The following is a 24,240-nucleotide window of genomic DNA, read 5'->3' as shown; positions in this document are numbered from 1 at the left end:
CTCGGCGGCCTGCGGAACCTGTGCCGCGGGCGACTCGGGCACGGCCGGGGCGGCGGGCGCGTCCTGGGGTTGCCCGGCTCGGGCTGCGCGGTGACGGTGGCCTCGGGCTCGGGAACGACAGGAGTGTCCGCCTCCGGGGTCGCGGCGGCGTGGGGCGCGTCAGGCGTGCCGGGCGCCTCGGGTGCCTGCGGGGCGGCAGGGGTCTCCTGCGCCGCAGCGGCCTCGGGCGCGGCGGGCACCTTGGGTGCCTGCGCGGTGGCGGCGGGCTCGGCGGCCTGAGCGGCGTCGGCGGCGACCGGCTCGGATGCCTGAATCTCGGCGGGAAGCTCGGGAGCGGCCGGAGCCTGCGCCACGACGGGCTCGGGAGCCTGCGCCGCCTCCACGGGGGCGGCGACCGGCTCCGCGGCCTCGGGCGCCACCGGTTCAGCGGCCTGGGCCACTTCGGCACCGGCCGGCTCAGCAGGCTGGGCATCGTCGGCAGCGGGTGCCGTGGGCTCGGCTGCCGCAGCGGCCGGCTGAGCGGCGTCGACCGCCTGGTCCGGGACGGCGTCCGGCCCGGCGGGCTGCGCGGCGGTGTCCTCGCTCGGCGGGGCGGCCTCGGCCGGCTGATCCACCGGGGCGGTCCCGGCAACCGGGACGTCGGCAGCTACCGGGGCGTCGGCAGCGACCGGCAGGCTCTCGGCAGCCTCGGCGGAGCCGGCGTCCACCGCGGCCTCCGCACCGGCGGCCTGCTCGGCCGCCACGGTCTCGGGATCGGCCGCCACAGTCTCGGGCGCCACGCCGTGCCCGGCGTCGGCGACAACGGCCCCGGCCGCCTCGCCGTGGGCCACGGCCTCCGCCTCCGTCACCGTCTCCGCCGACGTCTCCGCCGACGTCTCCGCGGGAACCTGCTGCTCCTCGGCCTGCGGCAGCACATGGCTGCCCGTCGCCGTGACCGCCTCCGTCGTCAGACGGGCCACGGCGGCCTGGGCGGCGTCCACCGGGCCGGGCTGCGGGGCCGCTGCCGGAACAACCGTTTCCGCAGCGGCCGCCCCTTCGGCCACCTGGGCCTGCGCCGGCCAGGACCCCGACTGCGGTGCCGGCGCGGCCTGCGCCTCGCTCACGGGCTGCTGCGCCGGAGCGGCCTGCTGCACCGGAGCGGCCTGCTGCACAGCCGCCGTCTGCTCCGGGACGTCCAGGTACTCGGGGCCGGCGGCCGGCGCGACCTGCTGCCGTACGGCGGCGCCCGGAGCACCCGCCGGCCCGCGGTCCGCGAGGGAGCGGACCGGGCTCGCCGAGGTGTCCGGGGTCGGCGGGCCGAGGTGCAGCGGGCGGCGCGGGGTGATCGGCGGGATCGGCCGCGTCGGCGCCGTACGCTGCGGCGTCGGGCCCGGCAGGCGGACGCCGCTGAGGTCGACCGAGCCGCTGTCGCGGCCGGAGAGTTCGTGCGGACCCGGCTCGTGCACGGCCTCGACGACCGGCTCGGGCGCGGGCGGGGTCACCTCGTTGCCCCAGGCCCCGTGGGAGCCGGGCAGCAGCAGGTCTTCGTCCTCGGCGGTGGTCTCGGAGAGGTAGGCGTACGCACCGGGCGCGGAGGCTCCCGGCTGCTCCACCGTGCCTGCGTTCTCCGGCAGCCCCTCGCCCGGGACCTGGCCGGTGTCGGTCATGCGTACCCCTCGCCCATCGGTTAGTGCCTCTACGACCAGTTCACCCGGAACGGCGCACCGACCGCCCCGCAGTGAAGAACGAGCGGGCGTGCCCAGCGGCACGAACGACCCGCCCGGAAAAGGCGACAAAGCCATTGAGTGGCATTGTCCCGGTCGTTCCACCGTCGCGACAGCGTGATCCGCGACAGCCCGCTGTGGACTGCGCCACGTTGCGCGTCCACGCGTTCTGCCGTACCACACCCACCCCAAAACGGGCCGGTTTTTACGGACATTGACCGGCGAAGCGCCGGGTGACCGGTTGCGGTACGACGATCGGCCAGCCTACCGCGCGCGGTACGACAAGCCGATCACGGGGCTCGGTCCGGAAGCACCCCGGTCAGCAGGAACGCCACGCTGCGCTGGGTCTCGCTCCAGGCGCGGGTGTCGAGTTCGACGGACTGCAGCAGGGCGCACTGGACCTGGTAGCCGTGCTCGGTCAGGTCGCGGCCGACGAGTTCGGCGGCGTCCCGGGTGGCGGCGTGGGTGACGATGCGCTGCGGGCGCCGGTCGGCGACGGCGGAGACGACGGCCGCTCCCCCGCCGCCGACCCGTACGACGTCGGGTTCGGGCAGGTTCTCCAGGACCTGCGGGGCGGTGCCGTGCACGATCTGCAGCTGGACGCCGTGGCGGCGGGCGGCGGCGTCGGTGCGGGCGCAGGCGTCCAGGTCCCGGTCGACGGCGAGGACGGCGGCGCCGGCCCGGGCCGCCTCGGTGGCGAAGGCGCCGGTGCCGCAGCCGATGTCCCACACGAGGTCGCCGACGCGGGGTCCGAGGCGGGCGAGTTGGGCGGCGCGCAGCGGCTCGCTCTCGCCCTCGCCGAGGTCGCCGTCGTAGGCGTGGGCGGGCAGGGTCCAGCCGCGCGGGGTCGTGGCCGGGTCGCGGCCGGCGATCCAGCCGCCGCCCTCGGCTGCGCCGGCCCGGCCGCCGATGACGATGACGACGTTGGGGTCGCGCCAGGTGTGGTCGGCGGCCTTGTCGGAGGTGACGACGGTGACCTGTTCGCGTTCGGTGCCGAGTTCCTCGCAGATGACGAAGGTGCGGTGGACGCCCTCCAGGAGGAGGCCGAGTTCGGCGGGACCGGCGCCGGGGGCGGTGAGGACGGCGACCTTGGTGTGGGCGCGGCAGACGTTGACCGCGCGGCGCAGGGTGCGTGGGTGGGCGACGACCACCTGGGCGTCGTCCCAGGGCATGCCGGCGCGGGCGAAGGCGGCGGCGACGGAGGAGACGGCGGGGACGACCTCGACCTCCAGGCCGAACTCGGGGTCGCGCAGGGTCCGCACGACGCCGAAGAAACCGGGGTCGCCGTCGGCGAGGACGACGGCGGTGCCGCGGTGGGCGGCGATGCGGCGGGCGGCGAGGGCGACGCTGCCGAGGCGGATGCGCTCGGCGCCGGGCGGCACCTCGGGCAGTGCGAGATGGTGGGCGGCGCCGGCCACCAGGGTGGCGGCACCGAGGGCGGCGCGTGCCGCGTCGGTCAGCGGCGAGCCGTCCCAGCCGATCACCGTGACCCGGTCGGCCATCGTCGTCAGTCTCCAGGTTTGCGCAGGTCGTCAGGGTGCTGGACGGGTGGGCGGCTCCGAGCACACCTGGTGGGGTGCCGGGGCTCAGTTCCAGTCAGAGTACGTCGTGAAGCCGCTGGTGTCGGCGAGCTGCTCGTCGGTGCCCTCCAGGTCCTCCGGGAGCAGGCTCCAGACGATGAAGTCGGTGCGTACGTCGGTCCAGCCGCCGTCCTCGGTGCGGACGTGGACTATGCAGGCGTTGCGCAGCACGCCCTCGCTGATACAGCCGATCTTCTGGGCGACCTGCTGGGAGGCGGTGTTGTCGGCGGCGGTGCGCAGCTCGACGCGTTCGAACTTCCGGTCGTGGAAGAGCCAGCGGGCGGTGGCGAGCGCGGCCTCGGAGGCGTAGCCCTCGCCGCGGGCCCAGGGGGCGACGATGTACGACAGTTCGGTGGACCGGATGTGCCAGTTGGTCTTGGTGAGCTGGACGACTCCGACCAGGCGCTGGGTGAGGAACTCGGTGACCGCGAGGTCCAGGCCCCGTCCGGCGGTGCGCTCGGCGGGGGCGTACTCGTCGATCCACCGCCGGGCGTCGTCCTCGGTGAACGGCCGGGGCACGTCGGTCCAGGCGGCGACCTGCTCGTCGTTCATCATCTCGGTCAGGGCGGGCACGTCGTCCTCGTCGAGGGGACGCAGCACCAACCGCTCCGTGCTGATGGAGATGTTGGGGAAGGTGCCAGTCATGCGTCGCTCCGTAACCTTCGGGAGATCCTTTGAGAGACCGTCAGGGCCTGCTGAACTGCCCAGCATGCAGCATGTAACCACTGAAGCGCACAACGGGGTCCGCTCCCCGTGAGGAGCGGACCCCGACGGTACGCCGATCGGCTCAGAACGCGGCGACGACGGCGCCCTGGTACTTGTCCTCGATGAACTTCTTCACCTCGGGCGAGGTGAGGAGCTTGGCGAGCTTCTTGACGCGCGGGTCGTCCTCGTCGCCCTTCTTCACGGCGAGGAAGTTGGCGTACGGGTTGTTCTGGGCCTTCTCGGCCGCGAGGGCGTTCTTCGCCGGGCTGAGGTTCGCCTCCAGCGCGTAGTTGCCGTTGATCACCGCGGCGTCCACGTCACCGAGGGAGCGCGGCAGCTGGGCCGCCTCCAGCTCCTTGAACTTCAGGTTCTTGGGGTTGGAGGTGACGTCCTTGGGGGTCGCGGAGTACCCGGCACCGGCCTTGAGCTTGATCACCCCGTTGTCCTCCAGGAGCTTGAGCGCGCGGGCCTCGTTGGTGGTGTCGTTGGGCAGCGCGACGGTGGCGCCCGACGTGAGGTCGGCGAGCTTCTTCAGGCTCTTGGAGTAGACGCCGAGCGGCTCCAGGTGCACCGTACCGCCGGGCACCGGGACGATGTCGGTGCCGTTCTTCTTGTTGAAGTCGTCGAGGTACGGCTTGTGCTGGAAGTAGTTGGCGTCGACCTCGCCCTGCTGGACGGCCGTGTTGGGGGTCACGTAGTCGGTGAACTCCTTGACCTCCAGCTTGAGGCCGGCCTTCTGCGCCAGGTTGTCCTTGATGTAGGTCAGGATCTCGCCCTGCGGGGTGGGCGTGGCGGCGACGGTCAGCGTGGCGTTCGGGTCCTTGGCGGAGTCCTTGTCCGAGCCGCAGGCGGACAGGCCCAGGGTGAGGGCTCCGGCGGCGAGGACGGCGGTGGTGATCTTGGCGGTGTTACGCACGAAAAGTGCCTTTCCTTATGGGTGGTGCGACCCCGTTGTCAGGTGAACGGGGAGTTCTGGGGGGTGCTCAGCCCTTGCGGACGGCGTCCGCGGCGACGGTGCCGCCGAAGACTCCGCGCATCGGGCGGAAGAGGAGCAGGCCGCCGGTCTTGCCGGTGCGGCGGTGCAGGGTGCGGGCGGTGTAGTCGCCGGCGAACTGCAGCAGGGAGATGACGACGGCCAGGATGGCCACCGTGATCCACATCAGCCCGGTCTCGAAGCGCTGGTAGCCGTAGCGGATGGCGATGTCGCCGAGGCCGCCGGCGCCGACGGTGCCGGCCATGGCCGAGTAGCCGATGAGGGCGATGACCGTGGTGGTGGTGCCGGAGATCAGCGAGGGCAGCGACTCGGGGACGAGGACGCTGCGGACGACCTTCCAGGTGCTGCCGCCCATCGCCTGCACGGCCTCCACGAGACCGCCGTCCACTTCGCGGACGGACGTCTCGACGAGGCGCGCGAAGAACGGGATGGCGCCGATCGCGAGCGGCACGATCGCGGCGTCACGGCCGATCGTGGTGCCGGTGACCCAGCGGGTGAAGCCCATCAGCGCGACCATCAGGATGATGAACGGCATCGAGCGGGCGATGTTCACGATCTGCCCGATGACCTTGTTCGCGACGACGTTCTGCAGCAGGCCGCCCTTGTCCGTCAGGACGAGCAGGATGCCGAGGGGCAGGCCGCCGACGACGGCGATGAGGGTGGACCAGCCCACCATGTAGAGGGTGTCCCAACACGCCTGCGACAGCAGGGGCTGCATCTCGGACCAGGTCACTTGGCACCTTCCTTCACCAGCACGGGCTCCTGGCCCAGGACGTCGATCTGGAGTCCCTGCTCGCGCAGGAAGCCGATGGGCACGACGTTGTCCTCGTAGCGGCCGGGCAGTTCGATGCGCATCCGGCCGATCTGGAGGCCGCCGACGGTGTCGATGGCGGCGCCGAGGATCGATATGTCGATGTTGTAGGTGCGCGAGAGCTGGGAGATGACGGGCTGGGTGGCGGCCTCGCCGTGGAAGGTGACGTCGAGGACGGTGCGGTCGTCCGCGGAGGCCTCTCCGCCGACCGGGAACAGCGCGGTGGCGAGCTTGCTGCCGGGGGTGGCGAGCAGTTCGCTGACCGTGCCGGACTCGACGATGCGGCCCTTCTCCATGAGCGCCGCCGAGTCGCAGACCGTCTTCACGACGTCCATCTCGTGGGTGATGAGCAGGACGGTCAGGCCCAGTTCGCGGTTGAGGTCGCGCAGCAGGGTCAGGATGGAGCGGGTGGTCTCCGGGTCGAGGGCGCTGGTGGCCTCGTCGGAGAGCAGCACCTTGGGGTCGCCGGCCAGGGCGCGGGCGATGCCGACGCGCTGCTTCTGGCCGCCGGAGAGCTGGGCGGGGTAGGCGCCCGCCTTGTCGGCGAGGCCGACGAGGTCGAGCAGTTCCAGCGCCTTGCGGGAGCGGTCCTTGCCGGAGCGGCCGAGGATCTCCAGCGGCAGCTCGACGTTGTCCTGCACGGTCCGCGAGGACAGCAGGTTGAAGTGCTGGAAGACCATGCCGATGCGGCTGCGGGCCTGCCGCAGCTCACGGCCGGCCCGCTGGCCGCGCCCGGCCAGGGCGGTGAGGTCCTGGCCGTCGACGGTCACGGTGCCGGAGGTGGGGCGCTCCAGCAGGTTGACGCAGCGGATGAGGGAGGACTTGCCGGCGCCGGACTGGCCGATGACGCCGTACACCTCGCCTTCGCGGACGTGCAGGTCGACGCCGGCCAGGGCGGTGACCTCGCGGCCGCGTGAGCGGTAGACCTTGGTGAGGCCCTGTGTGGTGATCACGTGGGTTTCCGTCGCTGTCGAGTGCGCGGCACGTCGTGGGCGCCGGGCACGGGGCATGGATGGTCGAAGGCAGCCGGGGTGCGGCACGTCTTTGGTCGCGACCTTGGGGGGAACGTGCGCGCGGGGGCGGCGGCTCGGTCGCGTACGCGGGGCGTACGGGCGGGACACGAGCGGGCACTCGCTTCGGGGCGCGAGGCGCAGGTGGTGCAGGGGCCCTCTAGCAGGCGCACATTCGGCGCGTACGACACATACAACGAGCACCGGGCGTCATGGTCGCCTCGGTCGCAGGGATGCGGTCGCTCGTCGTGGTCATGCGATCAGTAAAGCAGACCTACGGTCCTGACCGGTCACCGATGTCCGGATAGTGGACAGCGGTGGGACGGCGCCGGGCACGGACCGGCCCGTACGCAGATGTCGACGCGGTCCGCGATGACCTGTGCGGACAAGGCCGACGGGTCGTGGACCAGCAGCTGGGCGCCGAGCTCGCCGGCGCGGTGGCTGTGGCCAACGCCACGGTGTCCGGGTGGGGCCGGGGGCGCGGACTCTCCGGCGTCCGGGCCGTAATACAGTCGCCCCATGCTTGATGTCCTGACGCTGGTGACCGGGGTCGCCGCGCTGCTGCTCGCCGCCTGGTGCGGCTGGGCGGCCTACCGTGACCAGCCGACGAAGGACTGGCACTTCATCGGTATGGCCGTGGTCTCGCTGCTCGCGGTGGTCCAGCTGGTGATCGGGATCGTGCAGCTGGCGCGGGGCGAGAAGCCGGATCAGGGCACGACGATCTTCGTGGCGTATCTGCTCGGCGCGTTCGCCTGCGTTCCGGCGGCCGGCTTCATGTCGCTTGCCGAGCGCACCCGGTGGGGCTCGGTGACCGTCGCCGCCGGCGGCGTGGTGCTCGCCGTGCTCGAAGTACGGCTCTACGACATCTGGGGAGGCTGAGATGACGGCGGTGGAGGAGAAGCCGGCCCGGCTGATCAGCGGGCCCGGCATGCTGCTGGTGTGGCTGTACGGCGTGATGGTCGTCGGCGCGGTGTCGCGGTCGGTGTACCAGATCGCGACCGAGTTCGACCGGGCCCCGCTCGCCTACTCGCTGTCGGCGGTGGCGGGTGTCGTCTACGGCTTCATCACCTACTCGCTGGTGCGCGGCGGTGAGACCGCCCGCCGGGCGGCGCTGTGGTGCTGTGCCGCCGAACTGGCCGGGGTGCTGACGGTCGGCACGTGGACCCTGATCGAGCCGTCGGCGTTCCCGGACGCGACGGTGTGGTCCGACTACGGCATGGGCTACATCTTCATCCCGGTGCTGCTGCCGCTCTCGGCGATCTACTGGCTGCGCAAGTCGCGGCAGCAGCCCTGACGTCTCACGCCGTCTGCGCGTACGCCCCGGCCGGCTTCTCCAGCACGATCATCGTGACGCCGTCGGTGCCCTCGGCGGTGCCGACCGTCTGGTAGCCGACCCGGCGGTACAGCCGCAGGTTGCCCTCGCTGCGGTGACCGGTGTGCAGGCGGAAGCGCGTGACCCCGTGCTCCTCGGCGAGCGCCGTCTCGGCCGTGCGCAGCAGCCGGGCGCCGATGCCGTGGCCCTGCAGCCGCGGGTGGACGCACAGCTTGCCGATGGTGGCGGCGCCGTCCTCGGTGACCCGGCCGCGCACGGACCCGACCACCTCGTCGCCGAGCCGCGCCACGAACACGCAGTCGCGTACGACCTCCTCGCGCACCGAGTCCAGGGGCTGGACGAGCGGGTCGATGCGGTAGTTGCCGTAGAGAGCGGCCTCGCTCTGGAAGCAGAGGTACTGCAGCCTGAAGATCTGCTCGGCATCCTGCTCGGTCGCCGCAGAGATGGTCACGCTCATGCCCATGTGCGCACGCCTCCCGCTCACCTGATCACCTGTCGTCCCCCACTCCTATCCCCGCGGTCAGCGAGCCGCAACCTCCGGTGTGAGCAAACGACGCAGACATCCCAGACATCTGGAGCGTTCCGGACCGAGACTGCCTTGTGAGATACCCAACTCCCCCGCGATCTCCCGGTATGTCAGGTCCCGTGGCGACAGCAGCGCCCCCAGCAGCCGCGGGCACCGCCCGGGCAGCCGGCGCACCGCGGCCCGCAGGGCCCGCCCCCGCGCGGCGGCCAGCGCCAGTCCTTCCGGATCATGGCCGCCGCCGGCCGGCTCACCGTCGTAGGGCCACTCCCGCCGCGTCGTACGGCGCACCCGGCGCGCTTCGGCGCGGACGGCCCGGCGCAGCCAGCGCTGCGGGTCGGGCGGCGGACCGGCGGCGGCGAGGCGTTCGAGCAGCCGCAGCCACACCGCCTGTTCCAGATCGGCGGGTTCGGCGTGGCAGGCGGATGCCTCGGCCGCGGCCTCGGCGGCGAGCAGCGGGCGCAACATCAGGAGCAGGTCGTCCGTCACGCACCGCACGACACGGCCGCCCGGGCAAGGGTTGCCCGGGCGGCCGCAGGCCCACTCCAACGAGTCGGTCAGCCGTTGACGAAGTCCTCCCGGGCCAGCAGCCCGGTGTCCGGGTTGTCGGTGAAGACACCGTCGATGCCGGTGGCGAAGTACGTCCGGAAGGCGCCGAAGGAGTCGCCGTAGCCGTCGGCGTCGGCGCCCTTGCGGAAGTTCGCCGGCAGGAACGGGTTCTCGTTGCGCATGGTGTACGGGTGCAGGATCAGCCCGACCTTGTGCGCGTCGGCGACCAGGGTGGTCGGCGTGGTCAGGTTGCCGTTCGCGTCCTTGGGGATGACCAGGTCCAGGGTGGGGCCGATGCCCTGCGCGTACCCGGCGATCTCGCGCAGGCCCCTGGGGGTGATCAGGTCGGCGACCGTGCGCGGGTCACCGGCCTCGACGAAGTCGTACGGCCGGCTGTTCGCCGAGGACAGCAGCACGACCAGCGGGTTGTCGACGAGCTTGTTCAGCCGCTGGATGCTGGTCGGCTCGAAGGACTGCAGGATGACCGGCGAGGTGCGCTTGTCCTTGCCGTACTTGTGCAGCAGCTTGGCCACCCGCTCCTCCAGGCCGAGGCCCAGCTTGCGGAAGTAGGTGGGGTGCTTGGTCTCCGGGTAGATCCAGACCTGCTTGCCGCGCTTGCGGGTCTGCTCGTCCTGCCACTTCAGGACCTCTTCGAAGGTGGGGATCTCCCAGCGGCCGTTGTAGAGCGTGTTGTGCGGGCGGTTGGCCGGGATGCGCTCGATCGCGCGCAGCGTCTTCAGCTCGGCGAGGGTGAAGTCCTCGGTGAACCAGCCGGTGGTCGGGACCCCGTCGAGCGTCTTGGTGGTCCTGCGGTCGGCGAACTCGGGGTGGTCGGCGACGTCCGTCGTGCCGCCGATCTCCGGCTCGTGCCGGCACACCAGGTGACCGTCCTTGGTGGGGACCAGGTCGCCGGCCTCGACGATGTCGGCGCCCAGGTCCAGGGCGAGCTGGTAGGAGCCGAAGGTGTGTTCCGGCCGGTAGCCGCTGGCCCCGCGGTGCCCGATGACCGTCGGCACGGGCAGGCTCCCCAGGCCGCCGCCGTGCCGGGCCGCACCGCCGGCCGCCTGCGCGGAACCGGCCAGCCCCAGCACGGTGGCGCCCGCGCCGAACACCGCGGCGCCGAGCAGGGCCCGCCGGCCGGTCCCCCCGCTCGTCTGCTCCTCGGTCTCCCGCGACCCCTGTGTGCCCATGTGCGACCTCCTGCCCCTCGGGTGTCCGTGCGCGGCGATCGTAGGGGCGTGCACATGACGAGTGGGAGACCTCGGCCGGAACACGCGGATGACTGCGGATGTCGTATTCCGGTCGGTCCCGGGGCTGGTGACCGCTCGTCGGGGTAGCCGGACAGGGTCCGGCTGAGCCGTCGGTCACACCGTCACCGGCGCGTCATCCGCCGTCCGCGCGACGGCCGCGCAGGTGAACCCACGTCAACAGTGCGTAAGACCTGGGTGAACCCGATGTGCGCCAGGCCCGCACCCGCGAGTATCGTCCTCACCTGCACAGACTCATACCGAATCCCTTGACACCGGAGGGCCCGTTGTCCCGCTTCGCGATCATCAAGGCAGTGCTAGGACCGGTCATGCGCCTGATGTTCCGTCCCCGGGTCGAGGGCGCCGAGCACATCCCGGGCGACGGCCCGGTCATCCTCGCCGGCAACCACCTCACCTTCATCGACTCGATGATCCTGCCGCTGGTCTGCGACCGTCAGGTCGTGTTCATCGGCAAGGACGAGTACGTCACCGGCAAGGGCCTCAAGGGCCGGCTGATGGCCTGGTTCTTCACCGGGGTCGGCATGATCCCGGTCGACCGCGACGGAGGCCGGGGCGGTGTCGCCGCGCTGATGACCGGGCGCCGGGTGCTGGAGGAGGGCAGGGTCTTCGGGATCTACCCCGAGGGCACGCGCTCCCCCGACGGCCGCCTGTACCGGGGCCGCACGGGCATCGCCCGGCTGACCCTGATGACCGGGGCGCCGGTCGTGCCGTTCGCCATGATCGGCACGGACCGGCTGCAGCCGGGCGGGGCGGGGATGCCCCGGCCCGGTCAGGTGACGGTTCGCTTCGGTGAGCCCATGGAGTTCTCGCGGTACGAGGGCATGGACCGGGACCGGTATGTGCTGCGGGCCGTCACGGACTCGGTGATGGCCGAGGTGATGCGGCTGTCGGGGCAGGAGTACGTGGACATGTACGCGAGCAAGGCCAAGGAAGCGGCCTAGGTTTTCTGCGTGCGCCCAGCCGCCGTGTCGTCTGTTGACGTACGGCGGCTGCGGCGTCGTTGTGGCTTGTCGCGCAGTTCCCCGCGCCCCTTGGGTTGGCTTCCGCGCCGTTGGTGGGGAGATCTGCTTCTCACCGGCGCCTTGTCGCGCAGTTCCCCGCGCCCCTTCGGGTCAGTTTCCCAGCCGTTGGTCTCGGAGTAGGAACCAGGCCGCTGCTGATGCCGTGAGGAGGACCGCTGCTCCTGCTCCCGATGCCATGCCCAGGCCGTTGACGAAGGCCTCTCTGGCCGAGTCCAGCAGGGACTGGGCCGTGTCGGCCGGCAGGGCGTGGGCCGCCTCCACCGCGCCGCCCAGCGATTCGTGGGCCTGGGCCGGGGTGCCCGCCGGGGCTGCGAAGTCCCGGTAGACGCCCGTCACGATGGAACCGAGGACCGCGATGCCCAGGGCCGCGCCGAGTTCGTACGCCGTCTCGGAGACCGCGGAGGCCGCGCCCGCCTGGTCCTTGGGGACGCTGGAGAGGATCACGTCGGCGGTCACCGTGAAAGAGAAGCCGGCGCCGATGCCGACGACCAGCAGCGCGGCACCCAGCACCGGGTAGCCGGTGGACTGGCCGAGCATGGTCAGCGCCGCGAGCGCGACACCGACCGCGGCGAGGCCGCCGGAGACCACGGCACGCACCGAGAAGCGGCGGGCCACGCGCCCGGCCACGAGACCGGCCGCCACCGCGCCCACGGCGGCGGGGAGTTCGGCCAGCCCCGCCTCGAACGGGCGCCTGCCCTGGACCAGCTGAAGGTACTGGGACAGGAAGAACACCAGGCCGGACATGCCGAGCACGGTCAGCAGGTCCGCCAGCACCGCGCCGCTGAAGCCACGGCTGCGGAACAGCCGCATGTCCAGCAGCGGGGTCGGCATGGTGAGCTGACGGCGGACGAAGCCGTACAGGGCGGCCGTGCCCAGCAGGCCCACGGCGAGCGTGAGCCAGGTGAAGCCGTGGGTGGCGGCCTCCTTCACCGCGTACACGACGCCGATCATGCCGACCAGGGACAGGACCACGCTGAGCAGGTCCCAGGGCCCGGGCCGCGGGTTGCGCGACTCCGGCAGCGTGCGGACACCCACCAGCACCAGCACCGCCATCACCGGCAGGTTGATGAGGAAGACCGAACCCCACCAGAAGTGCTCCAGCAGGAAGCCGCCCGTGATCGGGCCGACGGCGGTGCCGGCGGACGCGGTGGCGCCCCAGATGCCGATGGCGAGGCTGCGCTCACGCGGGTCGTGGAAGATGTTGCGGATCAGGGCGAGGGTGGCCGGCATCAGGGTCGCGCCGGCGACGCCGAGCAGCGCACGCGCCAGGATCATCAGCTCGGGCGTGGTGGCGTAGGCGTTCAGCACGGAGACGGCGCCGAACGCCGTGGCGCCGACGAGCAGGATCCGCTTGCGGCCGATGCGGTCGCCGAGGCTGCCCATGGAGACCAGCAGACCGGCGATGACGAAGGAGTAGACGTCGCCGATCCACAGCAGCTGGGTGCCGGACGGCTTGAGGTCTTCGCTGATGTAGGGGGTCGCCAGGCCGAGGACGGTGGCGTCGACGGCCACCAGCAGCACGGCCAGGACGAGGACGGACAGCGCGAGCCAGCGGCCCGGGCGCTTCACCGCCTCCGTCGTGCCGGCCGGCTGCAGGGTGCTGGTCATGATCCCTCTCTTCTGATCGGGTCGTTGCGTCGTGCGCCGCCGAGCAACAGCTCGACGATCATGTAGGTGAAGTCCTTGGGGGCCACGCGGCCCTCGGTCACGGCCCAGGCCGCGGAGGCGAGCAGGCCGAAGAGTGCCTCGGTGAGCCAGGCCGGGGTGAGGTCGATGCGGAACTCGCCGCTGCGCTGGCCCCGCCGGAACAGCTGGGCGATGCGGCCGTCGATGCGGGCCCAGCCGGCGTTCTGCTCCTCGCCCTCGAAGAGCTGGTTCTCGGTGTAGAGGAAGGCGAGCAGCCCGGCCGCGGGCTCGATCTCCCGCACGAGCCGGTGAACGGCGTCGGCGGCCGGGCCGTCGTCGAGCCGGGCCGCGTCCAGGGCCGCCTCGCACTCGGCGATGCCGAGCGCCTCCAGCGCCCGGACCAGCGCGTCCCGCCCGGCGAACTGGCGGTGCAGGGTGGCCCGGCTGATCCCGGCCGCCTTGGCGACCTCGTCCATGGTCGCGGTGGATTTCCGGGTCAGCAGAGCGGCGGCGCTGCGCAGCACCTGGTCACGATCGACAGCCATGAGACAAGCATAAGCCATGTGAGACATTGATGTCTCATAATGGGCGTGCGTGACTCACCTGGAGGGGTCACCAGGGGCTCCCCAGGGATGCGCGTCAGTGCCAGGGCAGGCTGCCGCGCCCCTCCCAGTAGGCGCGGGGCTCCTCGGCGAGGCCGGTGAGCCGGCTCAGCTGTTCGTCGTCCAGGTCGACGGCGGGCGCGTGCAGGTTGGAGGCGAGCTGCCCCGTGGTCGCGGCGCCGGACAGGACGACTCCGGCCCACGGCTGGCGCAGGACGAACGCCAGAGCCACCGCGTCGCAGCCGAGGCCGACGGAGGCGGCCACGGCCTTCAGGGCGTCCGGGGCCTGCGGGTCGGCGAGGCGCCCGTTGGCCATGCCCTCCTTGACGATCACGGTGAGCCCGGCGGCGTGCGCCTCGGCGAGGGCGGGTCCGGCCGAGGTCTCCAGCAGGTTGAAGGTGGACTGGACGGTCCTGAACAGCGGCTCGCCGTCGACGGTCACGGCGAGGGCGGCACGGACGGCGTCCGCCTGGGCCGGGCCGCTGGTGGAGAACCCGACGGTGATGCCCTGGGCGGCGGCCTCGGCGAGCCGGGCGTGCAGGCCCTTGTCGGCGAGGGCGGGGCTGTCGGGTGTGACGGAGTGGATCTGGTAGAGGTCGAGCCGGTCGCCGAGCAGCGCGTCGGTCTCGGCGCGCTGCCGCTCGTAGGTGGCGAGGCTGTGGTCCTTCACCTCGTGCTGTTCGGCGTCGGTGGACCAGTCGGCGGTGTAGGTGTACCCCCACTTGCTGCCGACGACGACGTCCTGGACGCCGGGCCGGGCCTTCAGCCAGTCGGCGAGGAACTCCTCGGAGCGGCCGTAGGAGCGGGCCGCGTCGATGTAGCGCACGCCCTGGGCGTAGGCGGCGTCGAGGAGTTCATGGGTACGTGCGCGCAGCGCCTCGACACTGCGGTCGTCCGGGAGGTCCCGGTCCCGTCCGAGGTTGATGTAGCCGGGCCGCCCGACGGCGGCGAGCCCCAGCCCGATGTGGCAGGTGGGGGTGGTCGCGGCGGCCAGGCGGCTGAACGGCATGGAAAACAACTCCCTGCGCGGCGGGGCGGGTCCCGCCCAATCTACCCAGGTGCGGACGGTTCAGCCCGTGCTCACACAGCGCGGCACGAAGGCGGGGTCGGCCGGTCCGCCGCGGCCCAGGGCGTGGAGCACCCACTGCTGGACGAGCGGGGACTTGGGCGCCTGGTCGTGCTCGGTGGCGTCGAGCGGGCAGCGGTCCTGGAGCAGCACATTGGTGACGTAGGAGCCGGGGCCGTCGAGGAAGGCGCTGGTGTACGGCAGCACGACCTCGTCGTACTTGGTGGCGATCACCGTGTAGTCGGGGCCGACCGGGGCCTCCGGATCGGCGTTGAGCTTCGCCAGGAAGTCCGAGCCGGCGGTCTGGTCGACACAGGAGGGGCACACGGTGGCGCCGGCCGCGAGGGCGAGCGGGTTGCTGGTGCCGTGGTTGGACGGGACGATCCCGACGAGGTCGTCGACCTTCTTGGCGCCGCCGAGGAACTTGACGTAGTAGCGGGGCATCATGCCGCCCTGGCTGTGGCCCACGATGTCGACCTTCTTGGCGCCGGTCGCGCCGAGCACGGCGCCGACGAAGTCGCGCAGCTGCGCGGCCGAGTCCGCGATCGGGGCCGTCTCCGCGTCGCCGTACTCGAAGGAGAAGACGCAGTACCCGGCGCCGGCGAGCGCGGGCGACAGGGTCAGCCAGTTCTCGTACGAGGTCTTGAAGGTGCCGTTGACCAGGATCACCGGCTCCGGGTGGGCGGAGTCCGGCTTGCAGGACCAGTCGTTGGCGCCGGGCGGCGGGGTGTCGGCGGCGGAGGCCGGCGCCGTGAGGCCGAGGGTGCAGAGCGCGGCGACCGCGGTTGCGGCGAGGAGGCGGACGGCTCGTCTGGTACGGGTTGCGCGCATGACGTCCCTTTCGTGCGCGGGGAAGATCGACCGGCGTTCGGCAATGCCGAACGAGTACCGGAATAGTTACTTCCGAGTAGGGCGTCGTCAAGGTTTCGGCCAGTGGCCGAATCCCATCTGTTATCGAGCGGCCCGGGCAGCACGAAGGGCCCGGACGAGGCGTCCGGGCCCTTCGACCTGCTGTGTTTCCGGCGGCTAGGCCGGCTTCTTCGCGTTCGCCCACTCCTGCTGCGCCGCCACGTCCGCCTTGACCTCGGCCAGCTGGACGGCGACCGCGCTGGGCGCCGTACCGCCGCGGCCGTTGCGGGAGGCCAGGGCGCCGGGGACGTTGAGGACCGAGCGCACCTCGGGGGTGAGGTGGGCGGAGATCTTCGCGAACTGCTCGTCCGTGAGGTCGTCCAGCTCCTTGCCCTCGGCCTCGGCGACCTTCACGCACTCGCCGGCGACCTCGTGCGCCACCCGGAACGGCACGCCCTGCTTGACCAGCCACTCGGCGATGTCGGTGGCGAGGGAGAAGCCGGCCGGGGCCAGTTCCTCCATGCGCTCGCGGTTGACGGTCAGGGTGGCGATCATGCCGGTGAAGGCCGGGAGCAGCACCTCCAGCTGGTCGCAGGAGTCGAAGACGGGCTCCTTGTCCTCCTGCAGGTCGCGGTTGTACGCGAGCGGGAGGGCCTTCAGCGTGGCCATCAGGCCGGTCAGGTTGCCGATGAGGCGGCCGGACTTGCCGCGCGCCAGCTCGGCGATGTCCGGGTTCTTCTTCTGCGGCATGATCGACGAGCCGGTGGAGAACGCGTCGTGCAGGGTCACGAAGGAGAACTCCTTCGTGTTCCAGATGATGATCTCCTCGGCGATCCGGGAGAGATTGACGCCGATCATCGCGGTGATGAAGGCGAACTCGGCGACGAAGTCCCGTGAGGCGGTGCCGTCGATGGAGTTGCCGGCGCTGCCGTGCTCGAAGCCCAGGTCCCTGGCGACCGCCTCCGGGTCCAGGCCGAGGGAGGAGCCGGCGAGGGCGCCGGAGCCGTACGGGGAGACGGCGGTGCGCTCGTCCCACTGGCGCAGCCGCTCGGCGTCCCGGGACAGCGACTGCACATGCGCGAGGACGTGGTGGGCGAACAGCACCGGCTGGGCGTGCTGGAGGTGGGTGCGGCCGGGCATCGCCACGTCCGGGTGGGCCTCGGCGAGGCCGATCAGCGCCTCCTGCAGCTCGGCGATCAGGCCGCCGATGATCCGGGCGTGGTCGCGCAGGTACATCCGGAACAGGGTGGCGACCTGGTCGTTGCGCGAGCGGCCGGCGCGCAGCTTGCCGCCGAGGTCGGGGCCGAGGCGCTCCAGCAGGCCGCGCTCCAGGGCGGTGTGCACGTCCTCGTCGGCGATGGTGCCGACGAACGTGCCGGCGGCCACGTCGGCTTCGAGCTGGTCGAGCCCGGCGATCATCCGGGTCAGCTCGTCCTCGGTGAGGAGCCCCGCCTTGTGCAGCACGCGCGCGTGGGCACGCGAGCCGGCGATGTCGTAGGGCGCGAGCCGCCAGTCGAAGTGGACGGATGCGGACAGCTTCGCCAGGGCGTCGGCGGGACCGTCGGCGAAACGGCCGCCCCAGAGCCGTACGTCACCGCTGTTGCTGCTCACTGCGTTGCTCCTAGAGAAGGTACGGATGTGCCACCGCCTCCCCACACTTCCAGGCGGGGAGGCGGCTGTCAGGCAGATGCGGGTGAGGTGAACCCGTACGGGGTCAGGCGAGGTCCCGCTTGGCGGCGATCTTCGACGACAGGCTGTAGATGTCGATGAAGCCCTTGGCCGCGGACTGGTCGAAGGTGTCGCCGGTGTCGTAGGTGGCGAGGTTGAAGTCGTAGAGCGACTCCGTGGAGCGCCGGCCGGTGACGACCGCGCGGCCGCCGTGCAGGGTCATCCGGATGTCGCCGGTGACGTGCTGGTTGGCCTCGTTGATGAAGCCGTCCAGGGCGCGCTTGAGCGGGGAGAACCACTGGCCGTCGTAGACCAGCTCGCCCCAGCGCTGCTCGACCTGGCGCTTGTAGCGGGCCAGCTCGCGCTCGACGGTGACGTTCTCCAGCTCCTGGTGGGCGGTGATCAGGGCGATCGCGCCAGGGGCCTCGTAGACCTCGCGGGACTTGATGCCGACGAGGCGGTCCTCGACCATGTCGATCCGGCCGATGCCCTGGGCGCCGGCGCGCTCGTTGAGCTGCTGGATGGCCTGCAGGACGGTGACGGGCTTGCCGTCGATGGCGACCGGGACGCCCTCCTTGAAGGAGATGATCACCTCGTCGGCCTCGCGGGCGACGGCCGGGTTCTGGGTGTACTCGTAGATGTCCTCGATCGGGGCGTTCCAGATGTCCTCAAGGAAGCCGGTCTCGACGGCGCGGCCGAAGACGTTCTGGTCGATGGAGTACGGGGACTTCTTGGTGGTCGCGATCGGGAGGTTCTTCTCCTCGCAGAACGCGATGGCCTTGTCCCGGGTCATCGCGTAGTCGCGGACCGGGGCGATGCACTTCAGGTCGGGGGCGAGGGCGACGATGCCGGCCTCGAAGCGGACCTGGTCGTTGCCCTTGCCGGTGCAGCCGTGGGCGACGGTGGTGGCGCCGTGCTTCTGGGCGGCGGCGACGAGGTGCTTGACGATCGTCGGCCGGGAGAGGGCGGAGACCAGCGGGTAGCGGTCCATGTAGAGGGCGTTGGCCTTGATCGCCGGGAGGCAGTACTCGTCGGCGAACTCGTCCTTGGCATCGGCGACCTCGGCCTCGACGGCACCGCAGGCGAGCGCGCGCTTGCGGATGACGTCCAGGTCCTCGCCGCCCTGGCCGACGTCGACCGCAACGGCGATGACCTCGGCGCCCGTCTCCTCGGCGATCCAGCCGATGGCGACGGAGGTGTCCAGACCGCCTGAGTAGGCGAGTACGACGCGCTCGGTCACGGGTTTCTCCTCACAGTGCATTCGCTGACATGCATGAGTATGCAGAACTCTGCATGGTTCGTCAATCCAGGGCTTGCGCGGCGGCAAACGGAGCCGCAAATTCCTTAGACACTCGAACGAATCTGCCCAATAATCGTTAGACATGGGAAAGACCTATGAGCGCATCGACGGCAGGCTCCGCACCTTCATCGAGGAACAGCCCCTCTTCTTCACGGCGACCGCCCCGCTGTCCGGCGACGGCACGGTCAACCTCTCCCCCAAGGGCCTGAAGGGCTCCTTCGCGGTGCTTGACGAGCACACCGTGGCCTACCTGGACTTCGCCGGGTCCAACGCCGAGACCATCGCCCATCTGCGGGAGAACGGCCGGATCACCCTGATGTGGTGCGCCTTCCAGGGCCCGCCCAACATCGTGCGCGTGCACGGCCGGGGCGAGCCCGTCTTCCGCGACGACCCCCGCTTCCCCGAACTGCTCGCCCGCTTCCCGGACATCGACCACACCGCGCACGGTCTGCGCGCGATCATCGTCGTGCACGCCGAACTCGTCCGCGACACCTGCGGATACGCGGTGCCGTTCATGACGTACGACGCCGACCGCGATCTGCACGGCAAGCGGTTCGCCCGGGAGGACGACGCCTCGCTCGGCGCGTACTTCGCCAAGAAGGAGCACATCGCGACCAGCCTGGACGGCCTACCCGGGCTGCCGCTGCCGCTGCCCCCGTCTACGGTCTGAGCCATGCGCCCCCGTGCCGTCGCCGCCGCCCTCGCCTCCGCCTCCCTGCTCGCCCTCGGTGCCGCACCCGGCGGCGAGGCCCCGCTGCCCGAGCGGATGCGGGACACCGGCGGCGGCACGCAGCTGATCATCGCCCAGGCGCCGAGCACCGGCTCCACCACGGGCACGGTCAGCTGGTGGGACCTGCGCGACGGCCGGTGGGTGCGGGCCGGCTCGGCGCCGGCGCGGTTCGGGGCCAAGGGGCTCGTGGAGGGGGCGAAGCGGCGCCAGGGCACGAACACGACGCCCACCGGGTTGTACGGCCTGCCCTTCGCCTTCGGGGTCGAGGCGGCCCCGAGCGGTACGCGGATGCCGTACCGGGCGGTTCGGCGGGACTCCTGGTGGTGCCAGGACAACGACTCCCGTGCGTACAACCGGTGGAGCGAGCCGTTGGCCTCCGACTGCCGGGCCTCGGAGGCCGAGCGTCTTGTGTCGTACCGGGCGCAGTACGCGTACGCGCTGGTCGTCGGGTTCAACTACGCAGCGCCCGTGCGGAATCGCGGCGCCGGCATTTTTCTGCACGTCAACGGGGCCGGCCCTACGGCTGGGTGTGTGTCCGTCCCCGAGGACACGATGCGGCGGATTCTGCGGTGGGTGACGCCTCGGAACAACCCGCACATCGCTGTCGGGACAGTGAGCGGCGTTACGGCTGTTACGCGGTACTGAGGTGCTGCGCGCCCGCGCGGCGGAGCCGCACATCGATACAGCACCGCGCCCCTTTAGGTCGGTATGTGCACCCGGAACTCCGTGAAGCCCGGGCGGCTCTCCAGCCCCACCCTGCCCCCGTGTGCCCTCACCACCGCCGACACGATCGACAGGCCCAGGCCCGCTCCGCCGCCGGGGGTCTTCGTGCGGCGGTGGTCGGCTCGGGTGAAGCGTTCGAAGACGTCGGGCTGGATGTCCGCGGGGATGCCGGGGCCGTCGTCCTGGACGGTGAGGACCGCTTCCGGGCCGTCGGTGGCCAGGGACACCGTCACCTCGGTACCGGCGGGCGTGTGGCCCCGCGCGTTGGCCAGCAGGTTGGCCAGCACCTGTTGCAGCCGGTGGGCGTCGCCGGGGACCGTGACCGGTTCCTCCGGCAGGTCCAGGGTCCAGCGGTGGCCGGGGCCGGCCGCACCGGCGTCGGTGACCGCGTCCAGCACCAGGCGGGTGAGGTCGACCGGGCGGCTCTCCAGCGGGCGGCCCGCGTCCAGCCGGGCCAGCAGCAGCATCTCATCGACCATCTCGCCCATCCGGGAGGACTCGGCGGCGATCCGCTCCAGGGCGCGCGTGACCTCCGGCGGCACCGGCCCGGGGTGCAGCAGGGCCAGCTCCGCGTGGCCGCGCACGGAGGCCACGGGAGTGCGCAGCTCGTGGCTGGCGTCGGCGGCGAAGCGCCGCAGCCGCTCCTCACTGGCGTGCCGCTTGGTCAACGCGTCCTCGACATGGCCGAGCATGCGGTTGAAGGCGGCGGCGACCCGTCCCACCTCGCCGCGCGGGTCGGACTCCGGCGCCCTGGGCGGCAGCGCCACCTCCCCGCTGGCCAGCGGAAGCTCGCTGACCCGGGTGGCGGTCGCGGCGACCCGGCTCAGCGGCCGCAGCGACCAGCGCACCCACAGCGCCCCGGCCACGCCGGTGGCGGCGAGCGCGACGCCGAAGACGATCGCGGCGACCGCCTCCAGCCGGTGCACGGCGGCCTCCACGGGCTCCAGCGGCAGCCCGGTGATCAGCACGTCGCCGTCCCGGCCGCGGCCGGCCAGCACCCGGTAGTCGTCCAGGGCGGACAGGTGGACGCTGTGGCCGTGGCCGTCGGCCGGGACGGCGGCCAGCGTCCGCTCGTCGCGGGGCGAGAGGGTGACGCCCAGGTCGGTCGTCACGTCGCCGGAGCGGACCACGGCCGCGTTGGTGACCGTGCCGTCCACCAGGCGGGCGCCGAAGGTGCCGGTGGCCTGGCGGCGGGTGTCGCCGTGTTCGTCGCCGTCGTTGTCGTCGGGCAGCTTCCCGGCGTGCTCCAGGCTGGCCGGGAACCGGGGGCCGACGTCGGTGAGCTGCTGGTCGACCCGGCGGGTCAGGAAGCCGTCCAGTTCGACGACGGCGGCCACGCCCACCGCGGCGCAGCTGATCGCCAGCAGCACCACCAGACCGGCGGTGAGGCGGGCCCGCAGCGTCCGCGGCCACGGCAGACGCCGCCCCGGCCGGCTCACGGTGTCACCGGCTTGAGCACGTACCCGGCGCCGCGCACGGTGTGGATCATCGGCTCGCGGCCCGCGTCGACCTTCTTGCGCAGGTAGGAGATGTACAGCTCGACGACATGGGCGCGGCCACCGAAGTCGTAGGACCACACGCGGTCCAGGATCCGGGCCTTGCTCAGCACCCGGCGCGGGTTGCGCATGAGGAAGCGCAGCAGTTCGAACTCGGTGGGCGACAGCTCGATCAGCTCGCCGGCGCGGGTGACCTCGCGGGCCTCCTCGTCCATGACCAGGTCGCCGACGACGAGCCGCGGGCCCTCGTCGGCCCGGCCGGCCATGCCGGCGCGGCGCAGCAGTCCGCGCAGCCGGGCGACGACCTCCTCCAGGCTGAACGGCTTGGTGACGTAGTCGTCCCCGCCGGCGGTGATGCCGGCGATGCGGTCCTCCACGGCGTCGCGTGCGGTGAGGAACAGCACGCACACGTCCGGGCGGACCTCGCGCAGCCCGCGCAGCACGGCGAAGCCGTCGGTGTCGGGGAGCATCACGTCCAGGACGACCGCGTCGGGCAGCAGCTCGCGGGCGGCGGTGAGCGCGGAGGCGCCGTCGCCGGCCGTGCGGATCCGCCAGCCCTCGTAGCGCAGGGCGCCGGAGAGGACCTCGGCGAGGTCGGGGTCGTCGTCGACGACGAGGACGCGCAGGGGCGTGCCGTCGGGGCGGGTGAGGGCGGGGCGGCCGGAGCGGGTGGTGGTGTTCATGGCTGCCTCCAGGATCGCCCCTGGTGCGGGGCGCGGGTGACGCCGGCGGCTCTGAGTTTCCTTTGAGTCCGCGCTGAGGGGAGCCGTTTCAGAGGGTCCTCAGAGGTTCGCCCCGCACAGTTGCTCTTCGGACAGGCGAAAGGAACACGACTGATGACGACGGTGGACGAGCGGCGGCTCGCCCCGCACGCGGCGCCGCCCGCCCGGCCCTCCCCGGCGGCCGGTGTGCTGGCCGCGGTGTGGGCGGGGGCCGCGGCGGTGATCGCGCTGTGGTGGTCGGACACCGCTTCCGTGGTCGGCACGGCGGGCTGGCTGACCGGTGCCGGGCGGATCGCCGGGCTGCTGTGCGGGTACGCGTGCGCGGTGGTGGTGGGGCTGATGGCCCGGGTGCCGCTGCTGGAGCGGCGGATCGGCTCGGACCGGGTGGCGCGCTGGCACGCGATGGCCGGCCGGTACACGATCTGCCTGCTGCTCGCGCACATCGTGCTGATCCTCGCCGGGTACGCGGCGCAGGACCGCGCCTCGCTGCTGCACGAGACGGTCACGGTGGTCCTGGACTACCCGGAGATGCTGAAGGCGACCGCGGGCACGGTGATCCTGCTGGCGGTCGGCGTCACCTCGGTGCGCGCGGTGCGGCGCCGCACCAGCTACGAGTTCTGGTACCACGTCCACCTGCTGACGTACGCCGCCGTGTTCCTGGCGTTCGGCCACCAGCTGGCCCTCGGCAACGACTTCAACGGCAAGCCGGCCGCCACGGCCTTCTGGTACGCGCTGTACCTGGGGGTCGCGGCACTGGTGGTGTGGTTCCGCCTGCTGACCCCGTGGCGGCTCAACGCCCGGCACCGGCTCCGGGTGGAGTCCGTGCAGCAGGAGGTGCCGGGCGTGTACTCCGTCGTCGTACGGGGGCGGCACCTGGACGAACTGGGGGCGCGGCCGGGGCAGTTCTTCCGGTGGCGGTTCCTCGACGCTCGGCTGGGCCGCACGTCGACGCCGTACTCCCTGTCGGCGCCGCCGCGCGCGGACCGGATGCGGATCACGGTGAAGGCGCTGGGCGGCCACAGCGCGGCCGTGGCGCTGCTGCGGCCGGGCACCCGGGTGTGGGCGGAGGGCCCCTACGGCTCGCTGACCGCCGAGCGGGGCACGGCGGCGAAGTCGCTGCTGATCGCGGGCGGTGTCGGCATCACCCCGCTGCGCGCCCTGTTCGAGACGCTGCCGGGCGAGGTGACGCTGCTGTACCGGGCCCGCCGCGCCGAGGACCTGGCGCTGGGCACGGAGTTGGAGGCGCTGGCGCGCTGGCGCGGCGCCCGGGTGCGGTACGCGCTCAACGGCCCGCACGGCGAGCGTCCCGACCTGTCGGCCGCCGCCCTGCGCGCGGCGTTCCCCGACCTCGCGGGGCATGACGTGTACCTGTGCGGCCCGCACGGCTTCGCCGCGTACGTGTACGGGCAGTTGCGCGCCGCCGGGGTGCCGGACCGGCGTATCCACCACGAGTCGTTCGAACTGTGAGAACAGCGACAAGAGCGAGAACTGTGAGGCCGTCGACGTGCACGCGTTGAGGAAGAACCGCCCGCTGCGCCGGATCGTGCTGGCGAGCGCCGCCACCGTCTCCGGGATGGTGCTGCTGCTGTCGCTGAAGCCGCACGCCACCCCGGCGCCGGCGACCGCGAACTCGCCCCGCCCGTCGGTGAGTTCGTCCGCCGCTCCCGGCGCGACCGGCACCAGGACCGTCACCGGCGACTCCGTCGACACCCGCTGGGGTCCCGTCCAGGTCCGGGTCACCGTGAGCGGCGGCAGGCTGACCGACATCACCGCGGTGGTCTACCCGACGGAGAACCCCCGCGACCAGGAGATCAACAGCTACGCGATACCCCAGCTGCGGCGTGAGGCACTGGACGCGCAGAGCGCGGACATCGACTCCGTCTCCGGCGCCACCTACACCAGCGACGGGTACAAGCAGTCGCTGCAGTCCGCGCTGGACTCGGCGGGCCTCTGAACACTC

Annotated in this window: 23 protein-coding genes and 1 pseudogene; 7 read left to right on the top strand and 17 right to left on the bottom strand. The window is 72.2% G+C overall.

Features of this window, described 5'->3' with window-relative positions; translation table 11 throughout:
- From C3489_RS24420 to C3489_RS24395, 6 genes and pseudogenes are all read right to left on the bottom strand, one after another.
- A pseudogene (locus tag C3489_RS24420) lies at positions 1 to 1,646 on the bottom strand (5,6-dimethylbenzimidazole synthase); the annotation flags it as partial.
- A 347-nt stretch (positions 1,647 to 1,993) separates the two neighbouring features.
- Entirely contained in the window at positions 1,994 to 3,205 is a 1,212-nt protein-coding gene (gene cbiE / locus C3489_RS24415) for a precorrin-6y C5,15-methyltransferase (decarboxylating) subunit CbiE (RefSeq protein ID WP_103784191.1), read from the bottom strand.
- An 84-nt stretch (positions 3,206 to 3,289) separates the two neighbouring features.
- Positions 3,290 to 3,928, bottom strand: a complete 639-nt coding sequence (locus C3489_RS24410) for a GNAT family N-acetyltransferase (protein ID WP_103784190.1) — start codon at positions 3,926 to 3,928, stop codon at positions 3,290 to 3,292.
- A 142-nt stretch (positions 3,929 to 4,070) separates the two neighbouring features.
- Positions 4,071 to 4,904 carry a MetQ/NlpA family ABC transporter substrate-binding protein gene (locus tag C3489_RS24405; RefSeq protein ID WP_103784189.1) on the bottom strand — a complete coding sequence of 278 codons (834 nt, stop codon included), beginning with the start codon at positions 4,902 to 4,904 and terminating at the stop codon, positions 4,071 to 4,073.
- Positions 4,905 to 4,971: 67 nt separating this feature from the next.
- Positions 4,972 to 5,715 (bottom strand): methionine ABC transporter permease, encoded by a 744-nt coding sequence (locus C3489_RS24400; RefSeq protein WP_103784188.1) that lies wholly within the window; start codon positions 5,713 to 5,715, stop codon positions 4,972 to 4,974.
- Entirely contained in the window at positions 5,712 to 6,746 is a 1,035-nt protein-coding gene (locus tag C3489_RS24395) for a methionine ABC transporter ATP-binding protein (protein ID WP_374936774.1), read from the bottom strand. The genes C3489_RS24400 and C3489_RS24395 overlap by 4 nt, the downstream gene beginning before the upstream one ends.
- Before the next feature lie 576 nt (positions 6,747 to 7,322).
- Between C3489_RS24395 and C3489_RS24390 the strand changes: the two genes are divergently transcribed.
- Together C3489_RS24390 and C3489_RS24385 are read left to right on the top strand one after the other, a co-directional pair.
- The gene (locus tag C3489_RS24390) at positions 7,323 to 7,682 is read left to right on the top strand and encodes a hypothetical protein (protein WP_103784186.1); all 360 of its coding nucleotides are present in this window, start codon (positions 7,323 to 7,325) and stop codon (positions 7,680 to 7,682) included.
- A 1-nt stretch (position 7,683) separates the two neighbouring features.
- Entirely contained in the window at positions 7,684 to 8,097 is a 414-nt protein-coding gene (locus C3489_RS24385; RefSeq protein ID WP_103784185.1) for a hypothetical protein, read from the top strand.
- A gap of 4 nt (positions 8,098 to 8,101) precedes the next feature.
- Here the strand turns inward: C3489_RS24385 and C3489_RS24380 are convergent, their stop codons facing one another.
- From C3489_RS24380 to C3489_RS24370, 3 genes are all read right to left on the bottom strand, one after another.
- Positions 8,102 to 8,599 (bottom strand): GNAT family N-acetyltransferase, encoded by a 498-nt coding sequence (locus C3489_RS24380; RefSeq protein WP_103784184.1) that lies wholly within the window; start codon positions 8,597 to 8,599, stop codon positions 8,102 to 8,104.
- 57 nt (positions 8,600 to 8,656) lie between these two features.
- Positions 8,657 to 9,148, bottom strand: coding sequence for a sigma-70 family RNA polymerase sigma factor (locus C3489_RS24375; protein WP_103784183.1), 492 nt, complete (start codon positions 9,146 to 9,148; stop codon positions 8,657 to 8,659).
- 68 nt (positions 9,149 to 9,216) lie between these two features.
- Positions 9,217 to 10,398 (bottom strand): glycerophosphodiester phosphodiesterase, encoded by a 1,182-nt coding sequence (locus tag C3489_RS24370; protein WP_103784182.1) that lies wholly within the window; start codon positions 10,396 to 10,398, stop codon positions 9,217 to 9,219.
- Between the two features lie 344 nt (positions 10,399 to 10,742).
- Here C3489_RS24370 and C3489_RS24365 point away from each other — a divergent pair, with 344 nt between their 5' ends.
- Positions 10,743 to 11,417 (top strand): 1-acyl-sn-glycerol-3-phosphate acyltransferase, encoded by a 675-nt coding sequence (locus tag C3489_RS24365; RefSeq protein WP_103784181.1) that lies wholly within the window; start codon positions 10,743 to 10,745, stop codon positions 11,415 to 11,417.
- A gap of 171 nt (positions 11,418 to 11,588) precedes the next feature.
- Here the strand turns inward: C3489_RS24365 and C3489_RS24360 are convergent, their stop codons facing one another.
- The 6 genes from C3489_RS24360 to C3489_RS24335 all read right to left on the bottom strand — a co-directional run bounded on the left by C3489_RS24360 (position 11,589) and on the right by C3489_RS24335 (position 18,549).
- Positions 11,589 to 13,106: an MFS transporter gene (locus C3489_RS24360; RefSeq protein WP_103784180.1), complete on the bottom strand. Its 1,518-nt coding sequence runs from the start codon at positions 13,104 to 13,106 to the stop codon at positions 11,589 to 11,591.
- Complete coding sequence (locus C3489_RS24355; protein WP_219821975.1) at positions 13,103 to 13,669, bottom strand: TetR/AcrR family transcriptional regulator; 567 nt, start codon at positions 13,667 to 13,669, stop codon at positions 13,103 to 13,105. The genes C3489_RS24360 and C3489_RS24355 overlap by 4 nt, the downstream gene beginning before the upstream one ends.
- A gap of 94 nt (positions 13,670 to 13,763) precedes the next feature.
- On the bottom strand, positions 13,764 to 14,735 hold the full coding sequence (locus C3489_RS24350; protein ID WP_103784178.1) for an aldo/keto reductase: 972 nt from the start codon (positions 14,733 to 14,735) through the stop codon (positions 13,764 to 13,766).
- A 60-nt stretch (positions 14,736 to 14,795) separates the two neighbouring features.
- Complete coding sequence (locus C3489_RS24345; protein ID WP_103784177.1) at positions 14,796 to 15,623, bottom strand: alpha/beta fold hydrolase; 828 nt, start codon at positions 15,621 to 15,623, stop codon at positions 14,796 to 14,798.
- Between the two features lie 195 nt (positions 15,624 to 15,818).
- Complete coding sequence (gene argH / locus C3489_RS24340) at positions 15,819 to 17,252, bottom strand: argininosuccinate lyase (protein ID WP_103784176.1); 1,434 nt, start codon at positions 17,250 to 17,252, stop codon at positions 15,819 to 15,821.
- 103 nt (positions 17,253 to 17,355) lie between these two features.
- On the bottom strand, positions 17,356 to 18,549 hold the full coding sequence (locus C3489_RS24335; protein WP_103784175.1) for an argininosuccinate synthase: 1,194 nt from the start codon (positions 18,547 to 18,549) through the stop codon (positions 17,356 to 17,358).
- Positions 18,550 to 18,691: 142 nt separating this feature from the next.
- Between C3489_RS24335 and C3489_RS24330 the strand changes: the two genes are divergently transcribed.
- Positions 18,692 to 19,279 carry a pyridoxamine 5'-phosphate oxidase family protein gene (locus tag C3489_RS24330; protein ID WP_103784174.1) on the top strand — a complete coding sequence of 196 codons (588 nt, stop codon included), beginning with the start codon at positions 18,692 to 18,694 and terminating at the stop codon, positions 19,277 to 19,279.
- A 3-nt stretch (positions 19,280 to 19,282) separates the two neighbouring features.
- On the top strand, positions 19,283 to 19,984 hold the full coding sequence (locus tag C3489_RS24325) for a L,D-transpeptidase (protein ID WP_103784173.1): 702 nt from the start codon (positions 19,283 to 19,285) through the stop codon (positions 19,982 to 19,984).
- Positions 19,985 to 20,037: 53 nt separating this feature from the next.
- Here C3489_RS24325 and C3489_RS24320 read toward each other — a convergent pair whose 3' ends face one another.
- Both C3489_RS24320 and C3489_RS24315 read right to left on the bottom strand, forming a co-directional pair.
- Entirely contained in the window at positions 20,038 to 21,501 is a 1,464-nt protein-coding gene (locus C3489_RS24320; RefSeq protein WP_103784172.1) for a cell wall metabolism sensor histidine kinase WalK, read from the bottom strand.
- Entirely contained in the window at positions 21,498 to 22,241 is a 744-nt protein-coding gene (locus C3489_RS24315) for a response regulator transcription factor (protein WP_103784171.1), read from the bottom strand. Before C3489_RS24315 ends, C3489_RS24320 begins: the two co-directional genes overlap by 4 nt.
- Before the next feature lie 153 nt (positions 22,242 to 22,394).
- Here C3489_RS24315 and C3489_RS24310 point away from each other — a divergent pair, with 153 nt between their 5' ends.
- On the top strand, positions 22,395 to 23,747 hold the full coding sequence (locus C3489_RS24310) for a ferric reductase-like transmembrane domain-containing protein (protein WP_103784170.1): 1,353 nt from the start codon (positions 22,395 to 22,397) through the stop codon (positions 23,745 to 23,747).
- Positions 23,748 to 23,784: 37 nt separating this feature from the next.
- A complete protein-coding gene (locus C3489_RS24305; RefSeq protein WP_103784169.1) occupies positions 23,785 to 24,234 on the top strand; it encodes an FMN-binding protein in 450 nt (149 codons plus the stop codon).
- The last annotated feature ends 6 nt before the right edge of the window (positions 24,235 to 24,240 follow it).

Source organism: Streptomyces sp. Ru71 (assembly GCF_002920535.1).
Lineage (GTDB): Bacteria > Actinomycetota > Actinomycetes > Streptomycetales > Streptomycetaceae > Streptomyces.
The sequence above is the reverse complement of the archived record's forward strand: the minus strand, read 5'-3'. Positions and strand labels throughout refer to the sequence as shown.